Origin of the sequence: Nocardioides sp., assembly GCF_050699375.1 — a bacterium.
Lineage (GTDB): Bacteria > Actinomycetota > Actinomycetes > Propionibacteriales > Nocardioidaceae > Nocardioides.
The window spans coordinates 1-15,183 of sequence record NZ_JBOHDN010000069.1 but is presented as its reverse complement, the minus strand read 5'-3'; the positions used below and the strand labels follow the sequence as shown (position 1 = coordinate 15,183).

Genomic DNA, 15,183 nt, shown 5'->3' with positions numbered 1-15,183 from the left:
CCGACGATCATCTCGATCGCGGCGGTCCGGCCGCGCAGGTCGTCGGGCACGGCGAGCTGGATCAGCGTCCCGCGGGTGACGACGCTGACCGAGTCGGCCGCCCCGGCGATCGCGAGCAGGGCGAGGCAGAGCCAGGCTGAGGTGACCAGCCCGACGGCGCCGAGGCTGGCGCCCCACACGGCTGCGGCACCGATCGTGACCACGCCCGGTCGCGGGCTCCTGGTGAACGAACCCGAGACGAGAGAGGCCGCCACGCCGCCGACCGCGATCGCGGTCAGGAACAGCCCGAGCGTACGTGGGTCGCCGCCGAACCGGGCCTCGTTGATCAACGGGAACAGGCTCATCGGCATGGCCAGGACGGTGGCCGCCAGGTCGACGAGAAGTACGCCCCGGATGACCGGATGCGTGGCCGCGAACCGGAGCCCTTCGAGGATTCCGCCGCCGTTCGTCCTGGTCACGGGCGCCAGCCGGGGGAGCCCCGCAACCCCGAGGAACCCGGCAGCGAAGGAGGCAGCGTCCACGGCGTACGCGATCTCGAGACCCGCATAGCCGATGATCAGTCCGCCCAGCGCGGGGCCCAGGAGCACCGACCCCTGGAAGCTCAGCCGGGTGAGTGCCAGCCCGGCGGCGACCTGGTCGATGGGGAGCAGCCGCGGGATCACGCCCATGCCCGCGGGTGCGGCGACCGAGCCGGCCGCGGCCATGAGGGCGACCAGCACGAGGACGACTCCGAGAGAGGACGGCGACGTGCCCAGCCAGAGCGCCTGCGTCATCAGCAGCAGCGCGAGCACGAGCTGGACGATGTTCGTCGCCATCAGGATCGAGCGCCGGTCGGCCCGGTCGGCCACGGAACCGCCCCAGAGCCCGATCGTCAGCATCGGGACGAGCTGGGCGAGCGCGACGCTGCCGGACCAGAACGGGCTGTGGGTCGCCTCCCAGACCTGATACATGACCGCGACGATCGTGATCTGGCCACCGATCCCCGAGACCGCTCGTCCGATGAAGAACCGCCGGAAAGCGGGAGACGTACGCAGCGGCCCGATGTCGATCAGCAGTTGCCGCACGAAGATCGACAGTAGGGCCCGGGATGCGCCGACAGCCAACGGTTTAGGCGCGCGTCCTACGCCCGACCGGGCGAGCTTCGCTCGCCTGCTCCTCGCTCGTCACGAGCGCCCTCGTACTCGTCCCTCGTGACGAAGCGTTCGTTCCTCACTTCGTCGCATAGACTGCGGCCATGCCTCGCGTTGTCGTCGACGTCATGCCCAAGCCCGAGATTCTCGACCCGCAGGGGAAGGCCGTTCTCGGCGCCCTGCCGCGGCTCGGGTTCACCGGCGTCACCGAGGTCCGTCAGGGCAAGCGGTTCGAGCTGGAGGTGCCGGAGGTCAACGACGACGCCCTCGCTCAGATCGAGAAGCTCGCCGAGACCTTCCTGGCCAACACCGTGATCGAGAACTTCGTCGTTCGGGTCGAGGAGACCGCCTGATGAAGGTCGGCGTCATCACCTTCCCGGGCACCCTCGACGACGTCGACGCTCAGCGCGCGGTCCGCGTCGGTGGCAACGAGGCCGTCGCGCTCTGGCACGGCGACCACGACCTGCAGGGCGTCGACGCGGTGATCCTGCCGGGCGGCTTCGCCTACGGGGACTACCTGCGCTGCGGCGCCATCTCGCGCTTCGCCCCGATCATGACCGAGGTCATCGAGGGTGCGAAGAAGGGTCTGCCGGTGCTCGGCATCTGCAACGGCTTCCAGATGCTCGTCGAGTCCCACCTGCTCCCCGGCGGCCTGCTGCGCAACGACCACCTCAAGTTCATCTGCCGTGATCAGAAGCTGCGCATCGAGAACGCCTCGACCGCCTGGACCTCCGCGTTCTCACAGGACCAGGAGATCGTGGTGCCGCTGAAGAACGGCGAGGGGCAGTACGTCGCCGACGCCGACACCGTCAAGCAGCTCGAGGACGAGGGTCGGGTCGTCGCGCGCTACCTCGACGTCAACCCCAACGGCTCGGTCAACGACATCGCCGGGATCACCAACGCCGCCGGCAACGTCGTCGGCCTGATGCCCCACCCCGAGCACGCCGTCGAGGCCCTCACCGGCTCCGGCACCGACGGGCTCGGCTTCTTCACCTCGCTCGCCGAACGGGTCCTGTCTCACTGATCGAGACGATCGCGACGTACGCGTGTAAAGGCGCGTGATTCGGGCAGAACTTCTGTGGAGACAGGAGACCCCGAATGTCATCTCAGATCAACGTACGTCCCGCCGAGCTCGTCACGCTCGCGGATCGCTGCATCGACTGGGCGATGGACCTGACTGGTGCGATGGCGGACAACGCCGGCGCACTTGCGGTCGCCTCGGGCGATGCCGGCAACACCCAGGGCGGCTTCGACACGATGACCGCCCACGGCCCTCTGGTCGAGGCCGGCTCCAGCGCGCTCGAGTCGTTCGCCGCGGTCTTCGAGGCGGGCGCGGACGCACTGATGCTGTGCGCGTTCGACCTCTCCTCGACAGACGAGGAGGTCGCGCGGGCCGCCGAGTCGAGCACATCGCTGGAACCGGGGCCGACGCCCGCCCCGCCGGAGCCATCGCCAGGTCCGACCCAGCCACCTGAGCCGTCCCCGTTGCCGAGCCCGTCGCCCGGTCCAAGCCCGACCCCACCCCCGAGCTGAGGAGCGCCGAGATGTCCGAAGGCACGTGGAAGCTGTGGGACGACGCATCCTCGATCGACGAGGCGTCCGCCGCATGGACCAAGATCGGCGCGAAGCTCGAGTCGGTGACGGAGTCCTTCATCAGCGGGTCCAAGAACGTGGTCGCCGACTGGGAGGGCCAGTCGGCGGAGTCGTACGAGGCTCATCGAAAGCGCCTGCTGACCGACCTGGACGCGGCCCAGAACCTTGCCGAGAAGACGGCCTCGGCGATGGCGCAGATCGCCGGCGCCGTCCGGATCGCGCAGGGTCACCTCGACCAGTCTTGGGCGACCGTGGTGCACATCCCGCATCAGGGCAGCCCCTCTGGGGACATCCGCTTCCAGCCGGAGGACGACGCCGACAGCAAGCTCGTCACCGACGCGATCGCCCGGGCATCCGAGATCCGAACCGGGCTCGACCGTGACCTCAGCCCCGACCGGCAGGAGCTGGTCGACACCACCTCGGCCTGGCGTGATCTGTCCAGGGCGATGGCTGCCGTAGCCGAGTCCGGGCAGGATCCGTTCCACGTCCCTGCCGACGTCGACTCGGTCGGCATGATCAACGTCGACGGGAAGACGTACGTCAACACCGGCAGCGGCAACGACACTGTCACGGTCGGGACCAACCCGCTGACCGGCGAGCCGGTGGTCATCATCAACGGCAAGATGTACGACGTGCCGCCGGGGAACGAGATCGTCATCCGTGCAGGGGAGGGCGACGATCAGATCAACGTACCGTCAGGTTCCAGTGTCAACGTCACTCTTCTGGGAGGCCGGGGCAGCGACGAGATCCGCAGCGGTGGGGGCGAAGATCGCATCCTCGGCGGCCAGGACGGCGACAAGATCTTCGCCGGTGACGGGGGCGACCAGGTGTCCGGCGGCACCGGCCGCGACTACATCGACGGCCAAGGTGGAGATGACCTGGCTGCTGGCGCTGCGGGTGATGACACCGTCTACGGCCTGGGTGGCAACGACCGGATCGCAGGCGGTCGCGGGCGTGACTATCTAGAGGGCGCCGATGGGGACGACGTACTCCTCGGCGGGGAGGGCAACGACATCGCATCCGGTGGTGACGACGACGACCGGATCCACGGCGGTGCCGGCGACGACGTGACGTACGCGGGCCGGGGCACGGACGCCACGTACGGAGGCTCCGGTGATGACAAGTCCCATGGCGAATCGGGTGATGACGCCGAGGGCGTCGAACAGCAGGTGACGGTCGAGATCAAGGACGTTCCAGACTGGATCAAGATCGAGGGATCGCCGGAGTTCGTCGAACGGGTCAGGGCCGATCTCGAGATGCTCGCAGCCTCGCCCGACGGCGCGAAGATGTTCGAGAACTACCAGTACAACCGCGACCACTCCGGCTTCCTCGGCGCCGGCAAGGAGGGTCTGACCATCACGGAGTACACCGAGGACAACAACAAGGCGAGCAACGGCGCCTTCGGTGGCAACGAGATCAAGTACAACCCGAGTCGAGATCACTCCACCGACGACCGTCCGCCGGTGGTGGGTCTCTTCCACGAGATGGCTCACGTCTATGACTACATGAACGACACCTATCGCGGTGACGAATACACCGGCGACGACTCGGTAGACGCGAACAGCGACATCAAAGAGGCCGAGCGGCAGGCGGCCGGGCTACCGATCGACCACGACGACGATCCCAGCACCCCCGAGATCATCGACCCTGACCACCCGATCGAATACACGGAGAACGGTCTGCGAGAGGAGTTGGGATGGGACGAGCGCGAGCACTATCGCGGTTGATGGGCGCGGCGGCCCTGGTCGCCGCCGGGGCGACTCTGGCAGGGTGCTCTGACCTGGCTTCGGACGAGCGGCCCACCGGTGATGCGGCCGCTCCGGAATCCGACTTCGAGGTCTCGGTCGAGCCGACCGCGTCCCAGGTGAAGGTGCACTACACATTGACCAACAAGACAGCTGGGCCGTTGCGCGTGATCGACAAGCCCGCGGTGCGTGCCGGGGCTGGGGTGAGATACCGGAACGATGTTGCGTACGCGACGGGGGACGGCGCGGGTGGCGTGATGCTCTCGCAGGCGTTGTTCGGGATGCCGGACGTCGACTCCGACTTCGAGTCGATCCCGCGGGTCGGCATCACCGATCTGGCTGCGGGCGACCGCCTGGAAGGTGACGTGATCGTCCCGAGACCGCTCGTCTGGAACCATCCGTGGGGCGACCTCGGTGAGGATTCGATCACGCTTCCGGATGACCCGGAGCTGGTCCGATTCTGTCTCGGTGTCGTCTCGCCGCCCTTCGACGAGTCGATGCTCCCGGAGGTGGAGGACGACGGAGTGATGACGGTCACCCACGCGAGTGCGGATCAACACCTGTTCTGCTCCGACCCGGCCGAGCTGTGAGCCCGGACTCAGTCGACCTCGACCGCTGCTCGGCCGGTCACGTACGAGCGGCCTCGGGAGGGTCGTCGGAGCACCAGGACGAGGGAGGCGATGATGCCGATCGAGCCCAGGGCGGCAGCGGCGTAGAAGGCCTCACGCAGGCCCGGGACGACCTCGCCCGGAGTGCCGTTGGCGACGTAGACCGAGGCGATCACGGCGAGCCCGATCGAGCCGCCGAGCTGCTGCATGGTCTGCACCAGGCCGGAGGCCGCGCCGGCGTGGGCGGCGTCGACGCCCTCCAGGCCGAGGGCCGTGGTGGAGGTGAAGACGAGGGAGGCGAAGGCGCCGTTGAGCAGGAACGGAACCAGGACGGCCCCGGCGTACGTGCTGGTCTCGGTGAGCAGGCTCAGCCACAGGAACGAGCCGGTCAGACCCGTGGCGCCGAGCACCAGGACCCCAGGCATCCCGATCCGCGCCGCGAGGCGAGGGGCCACCCGGGACATCGCGAAGATCATCAGGGTGAGCGGCAGGAACGCCAGCCCGGAGGCGAGCGGTCCCATACCCAGCGCGCCCTGCAGGTAGATCACGGTCAGGTAGAACGTCGAGAACTGCGCCCCGACCAGTCCGATCGCGGCGACGTACGCCGTCACGCGACGGTGGCTGTTGAAGAGGTGGAGCTGCAGCAGCGGGTGGGCGACCCGGCGCTCGGTGAGCACCAGGGCGACCAGTAGGAGCAGGCCGATCGCGATCCCGCCGATGGTTCGTGCCGAGGTCCAGCCGTGCTCGGGAGCACCGATCAGCGACCACACGATCGCGGCGGCACCGCCGGTGGCGGTCACGGCGCCGATGACGTCGAAACGTCCCGGCCGCGGGGCGGTCTCGGCGACCAGGCGGCCGACGAGGGCGAGGACGACCAGACCGATGGGTACGTTGATGAACAGCGTCCAGCGCCACGACGCGATGTCGGTCAGGACGCCACCGAGGATCAGTCCGATCGATGCGCCGCTGGAGGAGACGGCTGCGAAGAGCGCGATCGCCCGAGCCCTCGCGGACTCGTCCTTCGCCGAGGTGGTGAGCAGGGCGAGCACCTGGGGTGCGGCGATCGCGGCCCCGAAGCCCTGCAGCGCGCGGGAGATGACGAGCAGGTCGTCGGTCGGCGCGAGCCCGCCGGCCAGGGAGAAGAAGGTGAAGACGGTGAGGCCGGCCACGAACGTACGCCGCCTGCCGAAGACGTCGCCGAGGCGACCGCCGAGCAGCAGCAGCCCGCCGAAGGCGAGGGTGTAGCCGTTGAGCACCCAGGTGAGCGCCGCCGGGGTGAACTCGAGGTCGTCGGCGATGCGGGGGAGGGCGACGTTCACGACGGCCGAGTCGAGCACGATCATCAGCTGGGCGACCAGGACCAGGGCGATCCCGGCGCCGGCGGCCTTCGTGGGGGCTGGCTGCTTGGGTGGTGCTTCGGTGGTTGTCATGCGAGAGCTCCTGTTGGAGACGGAAGAGGAGTACAGTGAAACGGAGTAACTCTCCGCTTGCCCTCAACGCTACCGGAGGCTGTCTCCGGTTAGCAATGTATTTGTTTGCCCGCAATGGCGGAGGAGCAGTTGCTGGCTGTTAACTTGAGGTCCCGCAGCCCGGCGGGGTCACTGAGGAGGTCCGGATGAGAGCCGACGCGCAGCGCAATCGCGAGCGGCTGATCGAGGTCGCCCATCAGGTCTTCAAGGAGCGCGGCATGGACGCACCTCTGGACGAGGTGGCGCGTCGCGCGGGCGTGGGGCCAGGCACCCTCTACCGACACTTCCCGACTCGCGAAGCGCTCCACGAGGCGATCATGTCCTCGTGGGTCGAGGAGGTCCTCTCGCACGTCGACAAGGCGATGGCGACCGAGGGCGGGTGCCGGGAGAAGCTGCTGGCCTGGTTCGAGGAGTACGTTGCCCTGCTCACCCGGAACCAGGGCGCCGCGGCGAAGATCACGGCGTCCCTGGGCTGCCAGGACTCCCCGCTGCGTACGAAGTGTCAGGCCTACGCCGACGCTAACGAGCGGGTCCTGGGCGAGATGGCCGGCGCGGGTGCGATGCGCGACGGTGTCGACAACCTCGACGTGTGCCGCCTTCTCGGCGGTGTCGCCACCATGGCCGACCAGTCCTCGCTCGAGCCCCGGGACGTACGTCCCATGCTCGACGTCATCGCGAACGGCGTCCTCCGAGCCTGACCTGCGGTGGGGCACACTGGAGGTATGTCCTTCACCTCGCCGGTCGGCGGCTCGCGGAGCCCGCTGAAGCTGGAGTTCCCCCAGTCGCTCGCGACCTACGACGACTACGCGGCTGCGCAGAAGACGGTCGACTTCCTCTCCGACAAGGAGTTCCCTGTCGAGAACTGCATGATCGTCGGCACCGAGCTGAAGCAGATCGAACGGATCACCGGCCGCCTCACCTGGAGCAAGGTCGCTCTGGCCGGCGTCCTCTCCGGTGCCTGGCTCGGGGTCTTCGTCGGTCTGATCATGTCGCTCTTCGGCGGCGAGAACTTCCTGTTCATCCTGCTGTCCACGGTCCTGCTCGGCGTCGTCTTCGGCCTGATCTGGTCGCTGATCGGCTACGGCGCGACCCGTGGCACCCGCGACTTCTCGAGCGTCAAGGTCGTGGTCCCGTCCAAGTACGAGGTCCTGGTCGAGCACAAGGTCGCCGCCCGCGCCCGCGAGCTCCTCGCCGATCTCCCCGGCGCCCTCCCCAACCCCTTCGCCTGACTCGACGCCGAGTCGGCGCGTCTGTCCCGCTCTGAGGTGCCGAGTCGGCGCAACTGTCCCAGCTACGAGCGTCGAGTCGGCGCATCTGTCCCAAGATAGGCGTCCGAGTCGGCGCTAATGTCTCAGGCCGTGGGACATTAGCGCCGACTCGGCGTCGTACAGCGAGACATTAGCGCCGACTCGAGGTTCTGGCGCGGGGCAGTTGCGCCGACTCGGCACTCGATTTTGGGGCAGTTGCGCCGGGTCGGCACTTGAATTTGGGGCAGTTGCGCCGGGTCGGCGGTTTGGTCAGCGGCCGTGGGCGAGGTCGAACCAGGTGACCTCGGTGGCCATGCCGTGGGCGGTGCGGCCGAGGCGCTTCTGGTAGGCGACGAGGGCGACGTGGGTGTTCCAGTCGAGTACGCCGGTGACCTTGGCGCGCTCCGGGGCCGAGGTGGAGTTGAGGGCGCGCTGGAGGTCGCGTACGCGCTCGCCGGCGGAGCCGCGCTTGAGGAGCGGACGGCTGTTGGCCGCCCACAGCGTCTTCCACGCCGCCATGGTCCAGGTCTTGCGCACCGTCAATCCGTGCGAGCGCTGCCAGTCGTTGACGGACTTGACCAGCCCCGGTCCGTACGTCCCGTCGATGGCGCCGCGGAAGCCGCCCCGCTCGCGCAGCATGCACTTGAGCGCCTTCACGTAGACCGGCGAGGGGGTGTAGGAACTGCCCCGCGGTGCGAGGTCGGGGTAGCCGGTGAAGCTGACCGGTACGCCGCCGCAGTGGGTCACGGTCCGGGCGGACGAGCCGCGGCCGAGGTCGACGTAGTTGGAGTCGATCTCGATGGTGACGCCGCCGTGGGTCTCCTTGTGCGGGCCTCGATACTGCTTGACGCGGCGGTGGTTGTTCCAGACCCAGTCGGGGATGTGCTTGGTGGAGGTGTTCGCACGACCGTCCCAGTCGGCGATCCACGCGTCGGCCGGGTAGGTGAAGCCGCGCGGGTGGGCCTTCCAGACGTCGTACATCGCCTTGATCCCCGAAGCCGCGCTGGAGTAGAGCGCCGGGCGGTAGCCGAGCTTCTTGATCCGGTAGTTCCAGGCCGAGACGAACCACATCGCCGACTCACGGCATCGCTTGTTGCCGATGTCGAAGCCCTCGAGGTCGTAGAACATCGTGCTCCCGGCCCGCAGGCCGTAGCGCTTGGCGGCGTCCACGGTCGCGTTGGCCTGGCTGATGCCCTGGCGCTTGGCCGCGGCGTACTGGTTGGTCGTCCGCGCGCTGATCCGCGGGTCGTCGCGGTAGCGAGGGAAGCTCGGGTTGCAGGAAGCCTGCGGGCCCAACGTGATCGGCAGCAGCCGCCAGCCGCGCGCGAGCTGGGTGCGAACCCAGGCGGCGCTGAGGTGGGTCTGGTTGCGGCAGCCGCGCGACCTGCCCGAGATGTAGATGCCGACCGCGCCGAACTTGGAGTGCTTCCGCCAGCGGTCCATCGCGGCCTGGGACGGCGCGTCGCACTGGTCGAAGCCGAAGCCGGTGAAGCTTCCCGGGGTGACCGGGTTGGCCGCGGCCGCGGGGCTCGGTGCGGTCAGTCCCGCCACCGCGATGGCCCCCGAGATCACACCGGCGCCGAGTGCGCGCCTGACATGCCTGAATCTGGTGTAGTCCCCCATACTCCGCCACGGTAATCACATTCGTCACACCAGCATCGGAGGACGCGCTCGGGAGTGGCCGTTAGTTGACCTGACATCGGGCTGCCCGTATGTGCTGCGTGACGGAACGTGCGAGTCATTGGTCCCTAACCAATGGCGCCGATCGGCGTTAACTTGGTAAAGGACGGTCCGCAAGGGGGGTGGCCTGTGCAGAAACGACGTGATCGGGTCACGCCGGTGCTCTTCGCGATCACCGTCCTCCTCGCCCTGACCGTCGCCGGCATCATCCACGTCGCCCAGGGCGGCGAGGCGATCGGCCCGTTCGCGGTCGCCGGCCAGGTCAGCTCGGCGACGAAGCAGGTGAACACGCCCTACGTCTGCTGGGACGGCAACGGGTCCGGATCCCTCACCCGGTGCCCCGACCCCCGCGGTGAGGACGGCCTGAGATGGGTCTTCCCCGGATACGACGCGGCCGCCCGACGCGGCGAATGCGTCCGCACCGACAACGGCACGGGCGACTCGTCGACAGGCTCGGGACAGAGCCTCTTCGTGGAGTGCTCGCTGACCTGGAGCGGCGAGCGGATCTACCTCCACTACGCCTACTGGGACGAGTGGCAGACCGGTCAGCGGAAGTACGCCGCCACCGGCTCGACCCCGTCGATCGAGCAGCGCTCCGACGGCTCGATGTCTCTCTCCTGGCGCCCGCGCCGGCTGCCCACCCCGCACGGCGAGGCGTCCTGGGTCGCCGCCGAGATGGTCGAGGGTCACAGCTGGAGCGTCGCCGCGTACGCCGGGGACGGTGAGGTCGCCCGGAAGGCGCTCGAGGAGTTCGGCGAGATCCGCGACCTGAGAGAGTGGCGCGGGCTGCCCCGTTGAGCCCGTGGGACGGCCGGCCTCGGTGACGACTCGGGGGATTGCGTACTTCTGACGTAGATTTTCCCTCGTGCCCGAGACCTCGTCGCCCGCCGTCGCGTCCGATCTTCCGCTCCTGGACACCGTGCACCATGCTGCCGGTGACCCCGACCGCGAGCAGCCCTGGGCCGAGCTCGGCCTGAAGGAGGACGAGTACGCCGCGATCAAAGCCATCCTCGGCCGCCGGCCGACCGGCGCGGAGCTGGCGATGTACTCGGTGATGTGGTCGGAGCACTGCTCCTACAAGTCCTCCAAGGTGCACCTCAAGCAGTTCGGCGAGATCCCGCAGGAGACGCCCGCCGGCAAGATGCTCGCCGGCATCGGTGAGAACGCGGGTGTGCTCGACGTCGGGCAGGGCTACGCGGTCACCTTCAAGGTCGAGTCGCACAACCACCCCTCCTACGTCGAGCCGCACCAGGGCGCCGCGACCGGCGTCGGTGGGATCGTCCGCGACATCCTCGCGATGGGCGCGCGCCCGGTCGCCGTGATGGACCCGCTGCGGTTCGGGCCGCTGTCCGAGGAGGACACCCACCGGGTGCTGCCCGGGATCGTTTCGGGCGTCGGCCACTACGGCAACTGCCTGGGCCTGCCCAACATCGGCGGCGAGGCCGTCTTCGACGCCTCCTACCTCGGGAACCCGCTGGTCAACGCGCTCTGCGTCGGTGTGCTGCGCCACGAGGACCTCCACCTCGCCAAGGCGAGCGGCGCCGGCAACCTGGTGATCATGTACGGCGCCCGCACCGGCGGCGACGGCATCGGCGGCGCCTCCATCCTCGCCTCGGTCGAGTTCGACGAGGACGGCCCCGCGAAGCGCCCGAGCGTCCAGGTCGGCGACCCGTTCATGGAGAAGCTGCTGATCGAGTGCACCCTCGAGCTCTTCTCCGCCGGCATCGTGCGCGGCATCCAGGACTTCGGCGCGGCCGGCATCTCGTGCGCCACCTCCGAGCTCGCCGCCGCCGGTGACGGCGGCATGCACGTGCACCTCGAGCGGGTGCCGCTGCGCGACTCGACACTCGCTCCGGAGGAGATCCTGATGAGCGAGTCCCAGGAGCGGATGATGGCGGTCATCGCGCCCGAGGACGAGGCGACCTTCATGGACATCTGCGCCAAGTGGGATGTCGAGGCGGCCGCCATCGGCACCGTCACCGGCGAGGGCCGGCTGCGTGTCGACTGGCACGGCGAGACCATCGTCGACGTCGACCCGACCACCGTCGCCCACGACGGCCCGGTCTACGAGCGCCCCTTCGCCCGCCCGTCGTGGCAGGACGCGCTGCAGGCCGACGTGGCCGAGAAGCTCCCGCGCGCGGCCTCCGCCGACGAGCTCCGCGAGACGGTGCTGCGCCTGGTGGCCTCCGAGAACCTCTGCGACAAGTCCTGGATCACCGACCAGTATGACCGCTACGTACGCGGCAACACCGTCCTCTCCCAGCCCGCCGACGGCGGCATGATCCGCGTCGACGAGTCGACCAACCTCGGTGTCGCGCTGGCCACCGACGCCAACGGGCGCTTCGCCAAGCTGGACCCGTACGCAGGTGCGCAGCTCGCCCTCTCGGAGTCCTACCGCAACGTGGCCTCCGTCGGTGCCAAGCCGCTGGCCATCTCCGACTGCCTCAACTTCGGCTCCCCGGAGGACCCGGACGTGATGTGGCAGTTCGCCGAGGCCACCCGCGGTCTGAAGGACGCCTGCCTCGAGCTCGGCATCCCGGTCACCGGCGGCAACGTATCCCTCTACAACCAGACCGGTGAGACCGCTATCCATCCCACGCCGGTGGTCGCGACCCTCGGTGTGATCGAGGACGTCACCACGCGTACGCCCTCGGACTTCCAGGCGGCCGACGAGGTCGTCGTCCTGCTCGGTGAGACCCACGAGGAGCTCTCCGGCTCGGAGTGGGCCCATGTCGTCCACGGTCACCTCGGCGGGCTGCCGCCCAAGGTGAACCTGGCGGCGGAGAAGGCGCTGGCCGAGCTGCTGGGCGAGGCGCGCTTCATCACCTCCGCCCACGACCTCTCCGACGGTGGCCTGATGCAGGCGCTGGCCGAGCCGGCGATGTCGTCGGGGATCGGTGTCTCGGTGACGCTCGCCGGCGACCCGTTCGTCGCGCTCTTCTCGGAGTCGGTCGCCCGCGCGGTCGTCACCGTCAAGACCGCCGACGTCGAGCGGCTCACCTCGCTGGCCGCCCGGCACGGGGTCGCGGCGGCGCAGCTCGGCGTGACGGGTGGCGCTGCGTACTCGATCGCCTATGACGGCGGCAACGTCGACATCCCGCTCGAGGCGCTCACCGGCGTCTGGCGCTCGACCTTGCGCGACGCACTCTCCTGACGTCGCCGGCGCGGCTTGCGGTGGATGATCCACTCGGCGATCAGCAGGTTCACGACCCAGCTGACCCAGGCTGAGGCCGCGGCGGCGCTGGCGAGCGTGGGGTCCTCGGTGCCGAAGTCGGCGCCGGACATGACCTCCGGCACGAAGAGCATGACCATGACCATGCCCCAGAAACGGTTGGCGACGATCGAGAACGCCATCGCATAGCTGCGGTACATCCACTCGCGGTGGTCCTTGAAGCGACGCTGCCGCACCGCGCGAAAGCCCTGCACGGTGAAGAGCAGGAACAGCACGGCCAGGAACGTGTTGCCGACCTGCTGGGAGGGGCCGGCCGCGGGGAACTGGCTGGTGACCAGCGCCGCGACGCCGGTGGGGATGGCGGTGGTGACATAGGTGCGGCCGGTCCAGCGGTGCACCTTCGGATGGTTGTTGCGCAACCACGGCCACAGCTGGAGCACGCCGCAGCAGAGCATCACCGAACCGAAGAAGATGTGCGTCACCAGCGCCGGGTAGAAGACCGCGCCACGGTCGGTGGGGACGAGCGACTGGGCCGGGTCCAGCCCGACGTACCTCGGCAGGGCCGTCACCAGGAAGATCACCGTCGCCGCGGCGAGCGGGAAGACCCACCACTGTTTCGTCAGCCGTCTCGCTCCGGTCGTCTGCGTCGTCTCCATGGCCGTCCGATCTAATAGCGTATGATGTTAACTGTTTATAGATTACGCAAAAACCCGAGACGGTCAACCTGTTTCTGGCCGGGCAGTGCATGATGGACGTGATGAGCTCCGAACCTCCTTCCGTGACCGACGGCCTGATGCCTCGGCTCTGGGGCAAGCCGCCTGCCGGGCGACGCGGTCCCAAGCCGGCGCTGAGCGTCGCCCAGATCGTCGAGGCGGCGTACGTCATCGCTGATGAGCAGGGCCTTGCGGCCGTCTCCATGGCTCGGGTCAGCGAGGCGCTGGGCTGCTCGCCGATGGCGCTCTATCGGCACGTGCAGAACAAGGACGAGCTGCTCATCCTGCTCTCCGACCGGCTCTGCGCCGACCTGCCGGAGCCGTCGCGGGACCTGGGCTGGCGCGAAGGGCTGGCGGCATGGATGCGCGCGCAGGTCGATCTGTCGCTGAGCAAGCCGTGGTTCCTCGACCTGCCGCTCGCCGCGACGCTCCCCGGGCCCAACCGCCTCGCCTGGATCGACGTCGGGTTCTACTACCTGCGTGACGTGACGCTTCCTCCGGAGGAGAAGATGGCGATCCTGGGCATCATCTCGCAGTACGCCCTGGGTGAGGCCAGGATCGAGGCGGAGGCCGCTCGGCTCGAGGAGAATCCTTATGCCTCGTTCGAGCAGATGCTCGTGACGTACGCCGATCCGGAGCGGTTCCCGAGCCTGATGGAGTCGATGGCGACGTGGAAGCCCGCGGCCCCCGGTGAGGAGTCCGAGTCCGACGACCCGTCGGCCTTCGGGCAGAGCCTGCTGATGGCCGGGATCCAGGCTCACATCGAGGGCCATCTCGGACGCAGCGCCGCCAAGTAAAGGTAGATACCCTGGCGGGGATGTTCCCCCACATGCATCGCCCCGTGTCCTGTGTCCTCGCCCTCCTGCTGGCGGCCTCTGCGCTGCTCGTCAGCGCTGGTCCGGCCTCCGCGGGGGAGGGCGGCACGATCAAACAGCTGGCGAACGCCGCTCGGGCCGACGCCGGCCTGGAGCCGCTCGCGCGCGACTCCGCCCTCGACAAGCTGGCGCGGAGGTGGGCCCACAAGATGGCTGCCGACGGGTCGCTCTCGCACAACCCCGACCTCGCCGAGCAGGTGCCGGAGGGGTGGCGGGGGATCGGGGAGAACGTCGCGCAGGGCTACACGACCGGCGCGGAGATGCACGAGGGCTGGATGGGCTCGGAGGGACACCGGGCCAACATCCTCGGCGACTACACCCATATCGGGATCGCGTTCGTGGTGGTCGACGGCGGCAGCTGGGGTGTCCAGGTCTTCGCGAAGTACCCGCCGGGCGTGCGGCCGGCCGTGAAGCCGAAGGCCGCCTCGCCGGAACCGGAGCCGGAGTCCACCCCGGAGGCGAACCCGACCAAGGCGGCCGCGCCTCCGCCGAGCGCCAAGCCGACGCCCTCGCCGACCGCGGCGCCGACCCCGTCGCGTACGCCTTCGGCTTCGGCATCACCGACGCAGTCGGCCTCTCCTTCGGAGTCGGCGGAACCAGCCTGGCCGGAGGGTGACTCGGAGTCCGCAGCGCCGGTCACCTATGACTCCGGCAGCCCGGTCGCCGCGTCGAGCGGGCTGTTCGGTCTCGGCATCGTCGAGGTGGCGGCCGGCGTCCTCGGTCTCTCGGCACTGGCCCTGCTTGTCGCGTTCCTGCTCGTGCGGCGCCGGCGCGCCCGGCTCCGCGAAGCGCTGCGCCGCGAGGGGCTGCGCAGGCACCGGCCGGGCCCGATTCGCTACCGGCCAGCCGGCGCCCCGTACGGGGGCACCCGCTACGGGCAGGTCTACCCCGGCGATCGTTACGAGTGGTAACCACAACAACCCTCGCCGAGTCGGCTCGTCAGAACGAGCC

Annotated in this window: 15 protein-coding genes; 11 read left to right on the top strand and 4 right to left on the bottom strand. The window is 69.1% G+C overall.

Going from position 1 to position 15,183, the window contains the following annotated elements:
• The coding region (locus ACRDPS_RS04685; protein ID WP_431500464.1) for an MFS transporter at window positions 1-1,064 on the bottom strand (1,064 nt) is incomplete at its 3' end.
• 170 nt (window positions 1,065-1,234) lie between these two features.
• On the opposite strand from ACRDPS_RS04685, the gene purS reads away from it, so the two are divergent.
• The 5 genes from purS to ACRDPS_RS04660 all read left to right on the top strand — a co-directional run bounded on the left by purS (window position 1,235) and on the right by ACRDPS_RS04660 (window position 5,058).
• Window positions 1,235-1,483, top strand: a complete 249-nt coding sequence (gene purS, locus ACRDPS_RS04680; protein ID WP_431500463.1) for a phosphoribosylformylglycinamidine synthase subunit PurS — start codon at window positions 1,235-1,237, stop codon at window positions 1,481-1,483.
• The gene (purQ, locus tag ACRDPS_RS04675; RefSeq protein WP_431500462.1) at window positions 1,483-2,154 is read left to right on the top strand and encodes a phosphoribosylformylglycinamidine synthase subunit PurQ; all 672 of its coding nucleotides are present in this window, start codon (window positions 1,483-1,485) and stop codon (window positions 2,152-2,154) included. The genes purS and purQ overlap by 1 nt, the downstream gene beginning before the upstream one ends.
• Before the next feature lie 74 nt (window positions 2,155-2,228).
• Window positions 2,229-2,663, top strand: a complete 435-nt coding sequence (locus ACRDPS_RS04670) for a hypothetical protein (RefSeq protein ID WP_431500461.1) — start codon at window positions 2,229-2,231, stop codon at window positions 2,661-2,663.
• An 11-nt stretch (window positions 2,664-2,674) separates the two neighbouring features.
• Window positions 2,675-4,450 (top strand): M91 family zinc metallopeptidase, encoded by a 1,776-nt coding sequence (locus tag ACRDPS_RS04665; protein WP_431500460.1) that lies wholly within the window; start codon window positions 2,675-2,677, stop codon window positions 4,448-4,450.
• Window positions 4,420-5,058: a hypothetical protein gene (locus tag ACRDPS_RS04660; RefSeq protein ID WP_431500459.1), complete on the top strand. Its 639-nt coding sequence runs from the start codon at window positions 4,420-4,422 to the stop codon at window positions 5,056-5,058. Before ACRDPS_RS04665 ends, ACRDPS_RS04660 begins: the two co-directional genes overlap by 31 nt.
• An 8-nt stretch (window positions 5,059-5,066) precedes the next feature.
• On the opposite strand, the gene ACRDPS_RS04655 is transcribed toward ACRDPS_RS04660, so the two are convergent.
• The gene (locus ACRDPS_RS04655; RefSeq protein ID WP_431500458.1) at window positions 5,067-6,506 is read right to left on the bottom strand and encodes an MFS transporter; all 1,440 of its coding nucleotides are present in this window, start codon (window positions 6,504-6,506) and stop codon (window positions 5,067-5,069) included.
• A 185-nt stretch (window positions 6,507-6,691) separates the two neighbouring features.
• Here ACRDPS_RS04655 and ACRDPS_RS04650 point away from each other — a divergent pair, with 185 nt between their 5' ends.
• Both ACRDPS_RS04650 and ACRDPS_RS04645 read left to right on the top strand, forming a co-directional pair.
• The gene (locus tag ACRDPS_RS04650) at window positions 6,692-7,243 is read left to right on the top strand and encodes a TetR/AcrR family transcriptional regulator (protein ID WP_431500457.1); all 552 of its coding nucleotides are present in this window, start codon (window positions 6,692-6,694) and stop codon (window positions 7,241-7,243) included.
• Between the two features lie 24 nt (window positions 7,244-7,267).
• Window positions 7,268-7,774, top strand: a complete 507-nt coding sequence (locus ACRDPS_RS04645; RefSeq protein ID WP_431500456.1) for a general stress protein — start codon at window positions 7,268-7,270, stop codon at window positions 7,772-7,774.
• A 288-nt stretch (window positions 7,775-8,062) separates the two neighbouring features.
• Here the strand turns inward: ACRDPS_RS04645 and ACRDPS_RS04640 are convergent, their stop codons facing one another.
• Complete coding sequence (locus ACRDPS_RS04640; protein WP_431500455.1) at window positions 8,063-9,415, bottom strand: glycoside hydrolase domain-containing protein; 1,353 nt, start codon at window positions 9,413-9,415, stop codon at window positions 8,063-8,065.
• Window positions 9,416-9,601: 186 nt separating this feature from the next.
• Here ACRDPS_RS04640 and ACRDPS_RS04635 point away from each other — a divergent pair, with 186 nt between their 5' ends.
• Window positions 9,602-10,270 carry a hypothetical protein gene (locus ACRDPS_RS04635; RefSeq protein ID WP_431500454.1) on the top strand — a complete coding sequence of 223 codons (669 nt, stop codon included), beginning with the start codon at window positions 9,602-9,604 and terminating at the stop codon, window positions 10,268-10,270.
• Between the two features lie 67 nt (window positions 10,271-10,337).
• Window positions 10,338-12,626 (top strand): phosphoribosylformylglycinamidine synthase subunit PurL, encoded by a 2,289-nt coding sequence (gene purL, locus ACRDPS_RS04630; protein WP_431500453.1) that lies wholly within the window; start codon window positions 10,338-10,340, stop codon window positions 12,624-12,626.
• Here purL and ACRDPS_RS04625 read toward each other — a convergent pair.
• Complete coding sequence (locus ACRDPS_RS04625) at window positions 12,545-13,300, bottom strand: DUF2306 domain-containing protein (RefSeq protein WP_431500452.1); 756 nt, start codon at window positions 13,298-13,300, stop codon at window positions 12,545-12,547. The genes purL and ACRDPS_RS04625 overlap by 82 nt on opposite strands.
• Window positions 13,301-13,401: 101 nt before the next feature.
• Here ACRDPS_RS04625 and ACRDPS_RS04620 point away from each other — a divergent pair, with 101 nt between their 5' ends.
• Together ACRDPS_RS04620 and ACRDPS_RS04615 are read left to right on the top strand one after the other, a co-directional pair.
• Window positions 13,402-14,154 carry a TetR/AcrR family transcriptional regulator gene (locus ACRDPS_RS04620; RefSeq protein ID WP_431500451.1) on the top strand — a complete coding sequence of 251 codons (753 nt, stop codon included), beginning with the start codon at window positions 13,402-13,404 and terminating at the stop codon, window positions 14,152-14,154.
• A gap of 32 nt (window positions 14,155-14,186) precedes the next feature.
• Window positions 14,187-15,143, top strand: coding sequence for a CAP domain-containing protein (locus tag ACRDPS_RS04615; protein ID WP_431500450.1), 957 nt, complete (start codon window positions 14,187-14,189; stop codon window positions 15,141-15,143).
• Window positions 15,144-15,183 lie beyond the last annotated feature (40 nt).

Excerpts from the sequence above, each read along its gene's own strand:
- purS (WP_431500463.1), top strand. The coding sequence starts at position 1,235 with ATGCCTCGCGTTGTCGTCGACGTCATGCCCAAGCCCGAGATTCTCGAC.
- ACRDPS_RS04645 (WP_431500456.1), top strand. The coding sequence starts at position 7,268 with ATGTCCTTCACCTCGCCGGTCGGCGGCTCGCGGAGCCCGCTGAAGCTG.
- ACRDPS_RS04655 (WP_431500458.1), bottom strand. The coding sequence starts at position 6,506 with ATGACAACCACCGAAGCACCACCCAAGCAGCCAGCCCCCACGAAGGCC.
- ACRDPS_RS04660 (WP_431500459.1), top strand. The coding sequence starts at position 4,420 with ATGGGACGAGCGCGAGCACTATCGCGGTTGATGGGCGCGGCGGCCCTG.
- purQ (WP_431500462.1), top strand. The coding sequence starts at position 1,483 with ATGAAGGTCGGCGTCATCACCTTCCCGGGCACCCTCGACGACGTCGAC.
- ACRDPS_RS04640 (WP_431500455.1), bottom strand. The coding sequence starts at position 9,415 with ATGGGGGACTACACCAGATTCAGGCATGTCAGGCGCGCACTCGGCGCC.
- ACRDPS_RS04620 (WP_431500451.1), top strand. The coding sequence starts at position 13,402 with ATGAGCTCCGAACCTCCTTCCGTGACCGACGGCCTGATGCCTCGGCTC.
- ACRDPS_RS04625 (WP_431500452.1), bottom strand. The coding sequence starts at position 13,300 with ATGGAGACGACGCAGACGACCGGAGCGAGACGGCTGACGAAACAGTGG.
- ACRDPS_RS04615 (WP_431500450.1), top strand. The coding sequence starts at position 14,187 with ATGCATCGCCCCGTGTCCTGTGTCCTCGCCCTCCTGCTGGCGGCCTCT.
- ACRDPS_RS04665 (WP_431500460.1), top strand. The coding sequence starts at position 2,675 with ATGTCCGAAGGCACGTGGAAGCTGTGGGACGACGCATCCTCGATCGAC.
- ACRDPS_RS04650 (WP_431500457.1), top strand. The coding sequence starts at position 6,692 with ATGAGAGCCGACGCGCAGCGCAATCGCGAGCGGCTGATCGAGGTCGCC.
- ACRDPS_RS04670 (WP_431500461.1), top strand. The coding sequence starts at position 2,229 with ATGTCATCTCAGATCAACGTACGTCCCGCCGAGCTCGTCACGCTCGCG.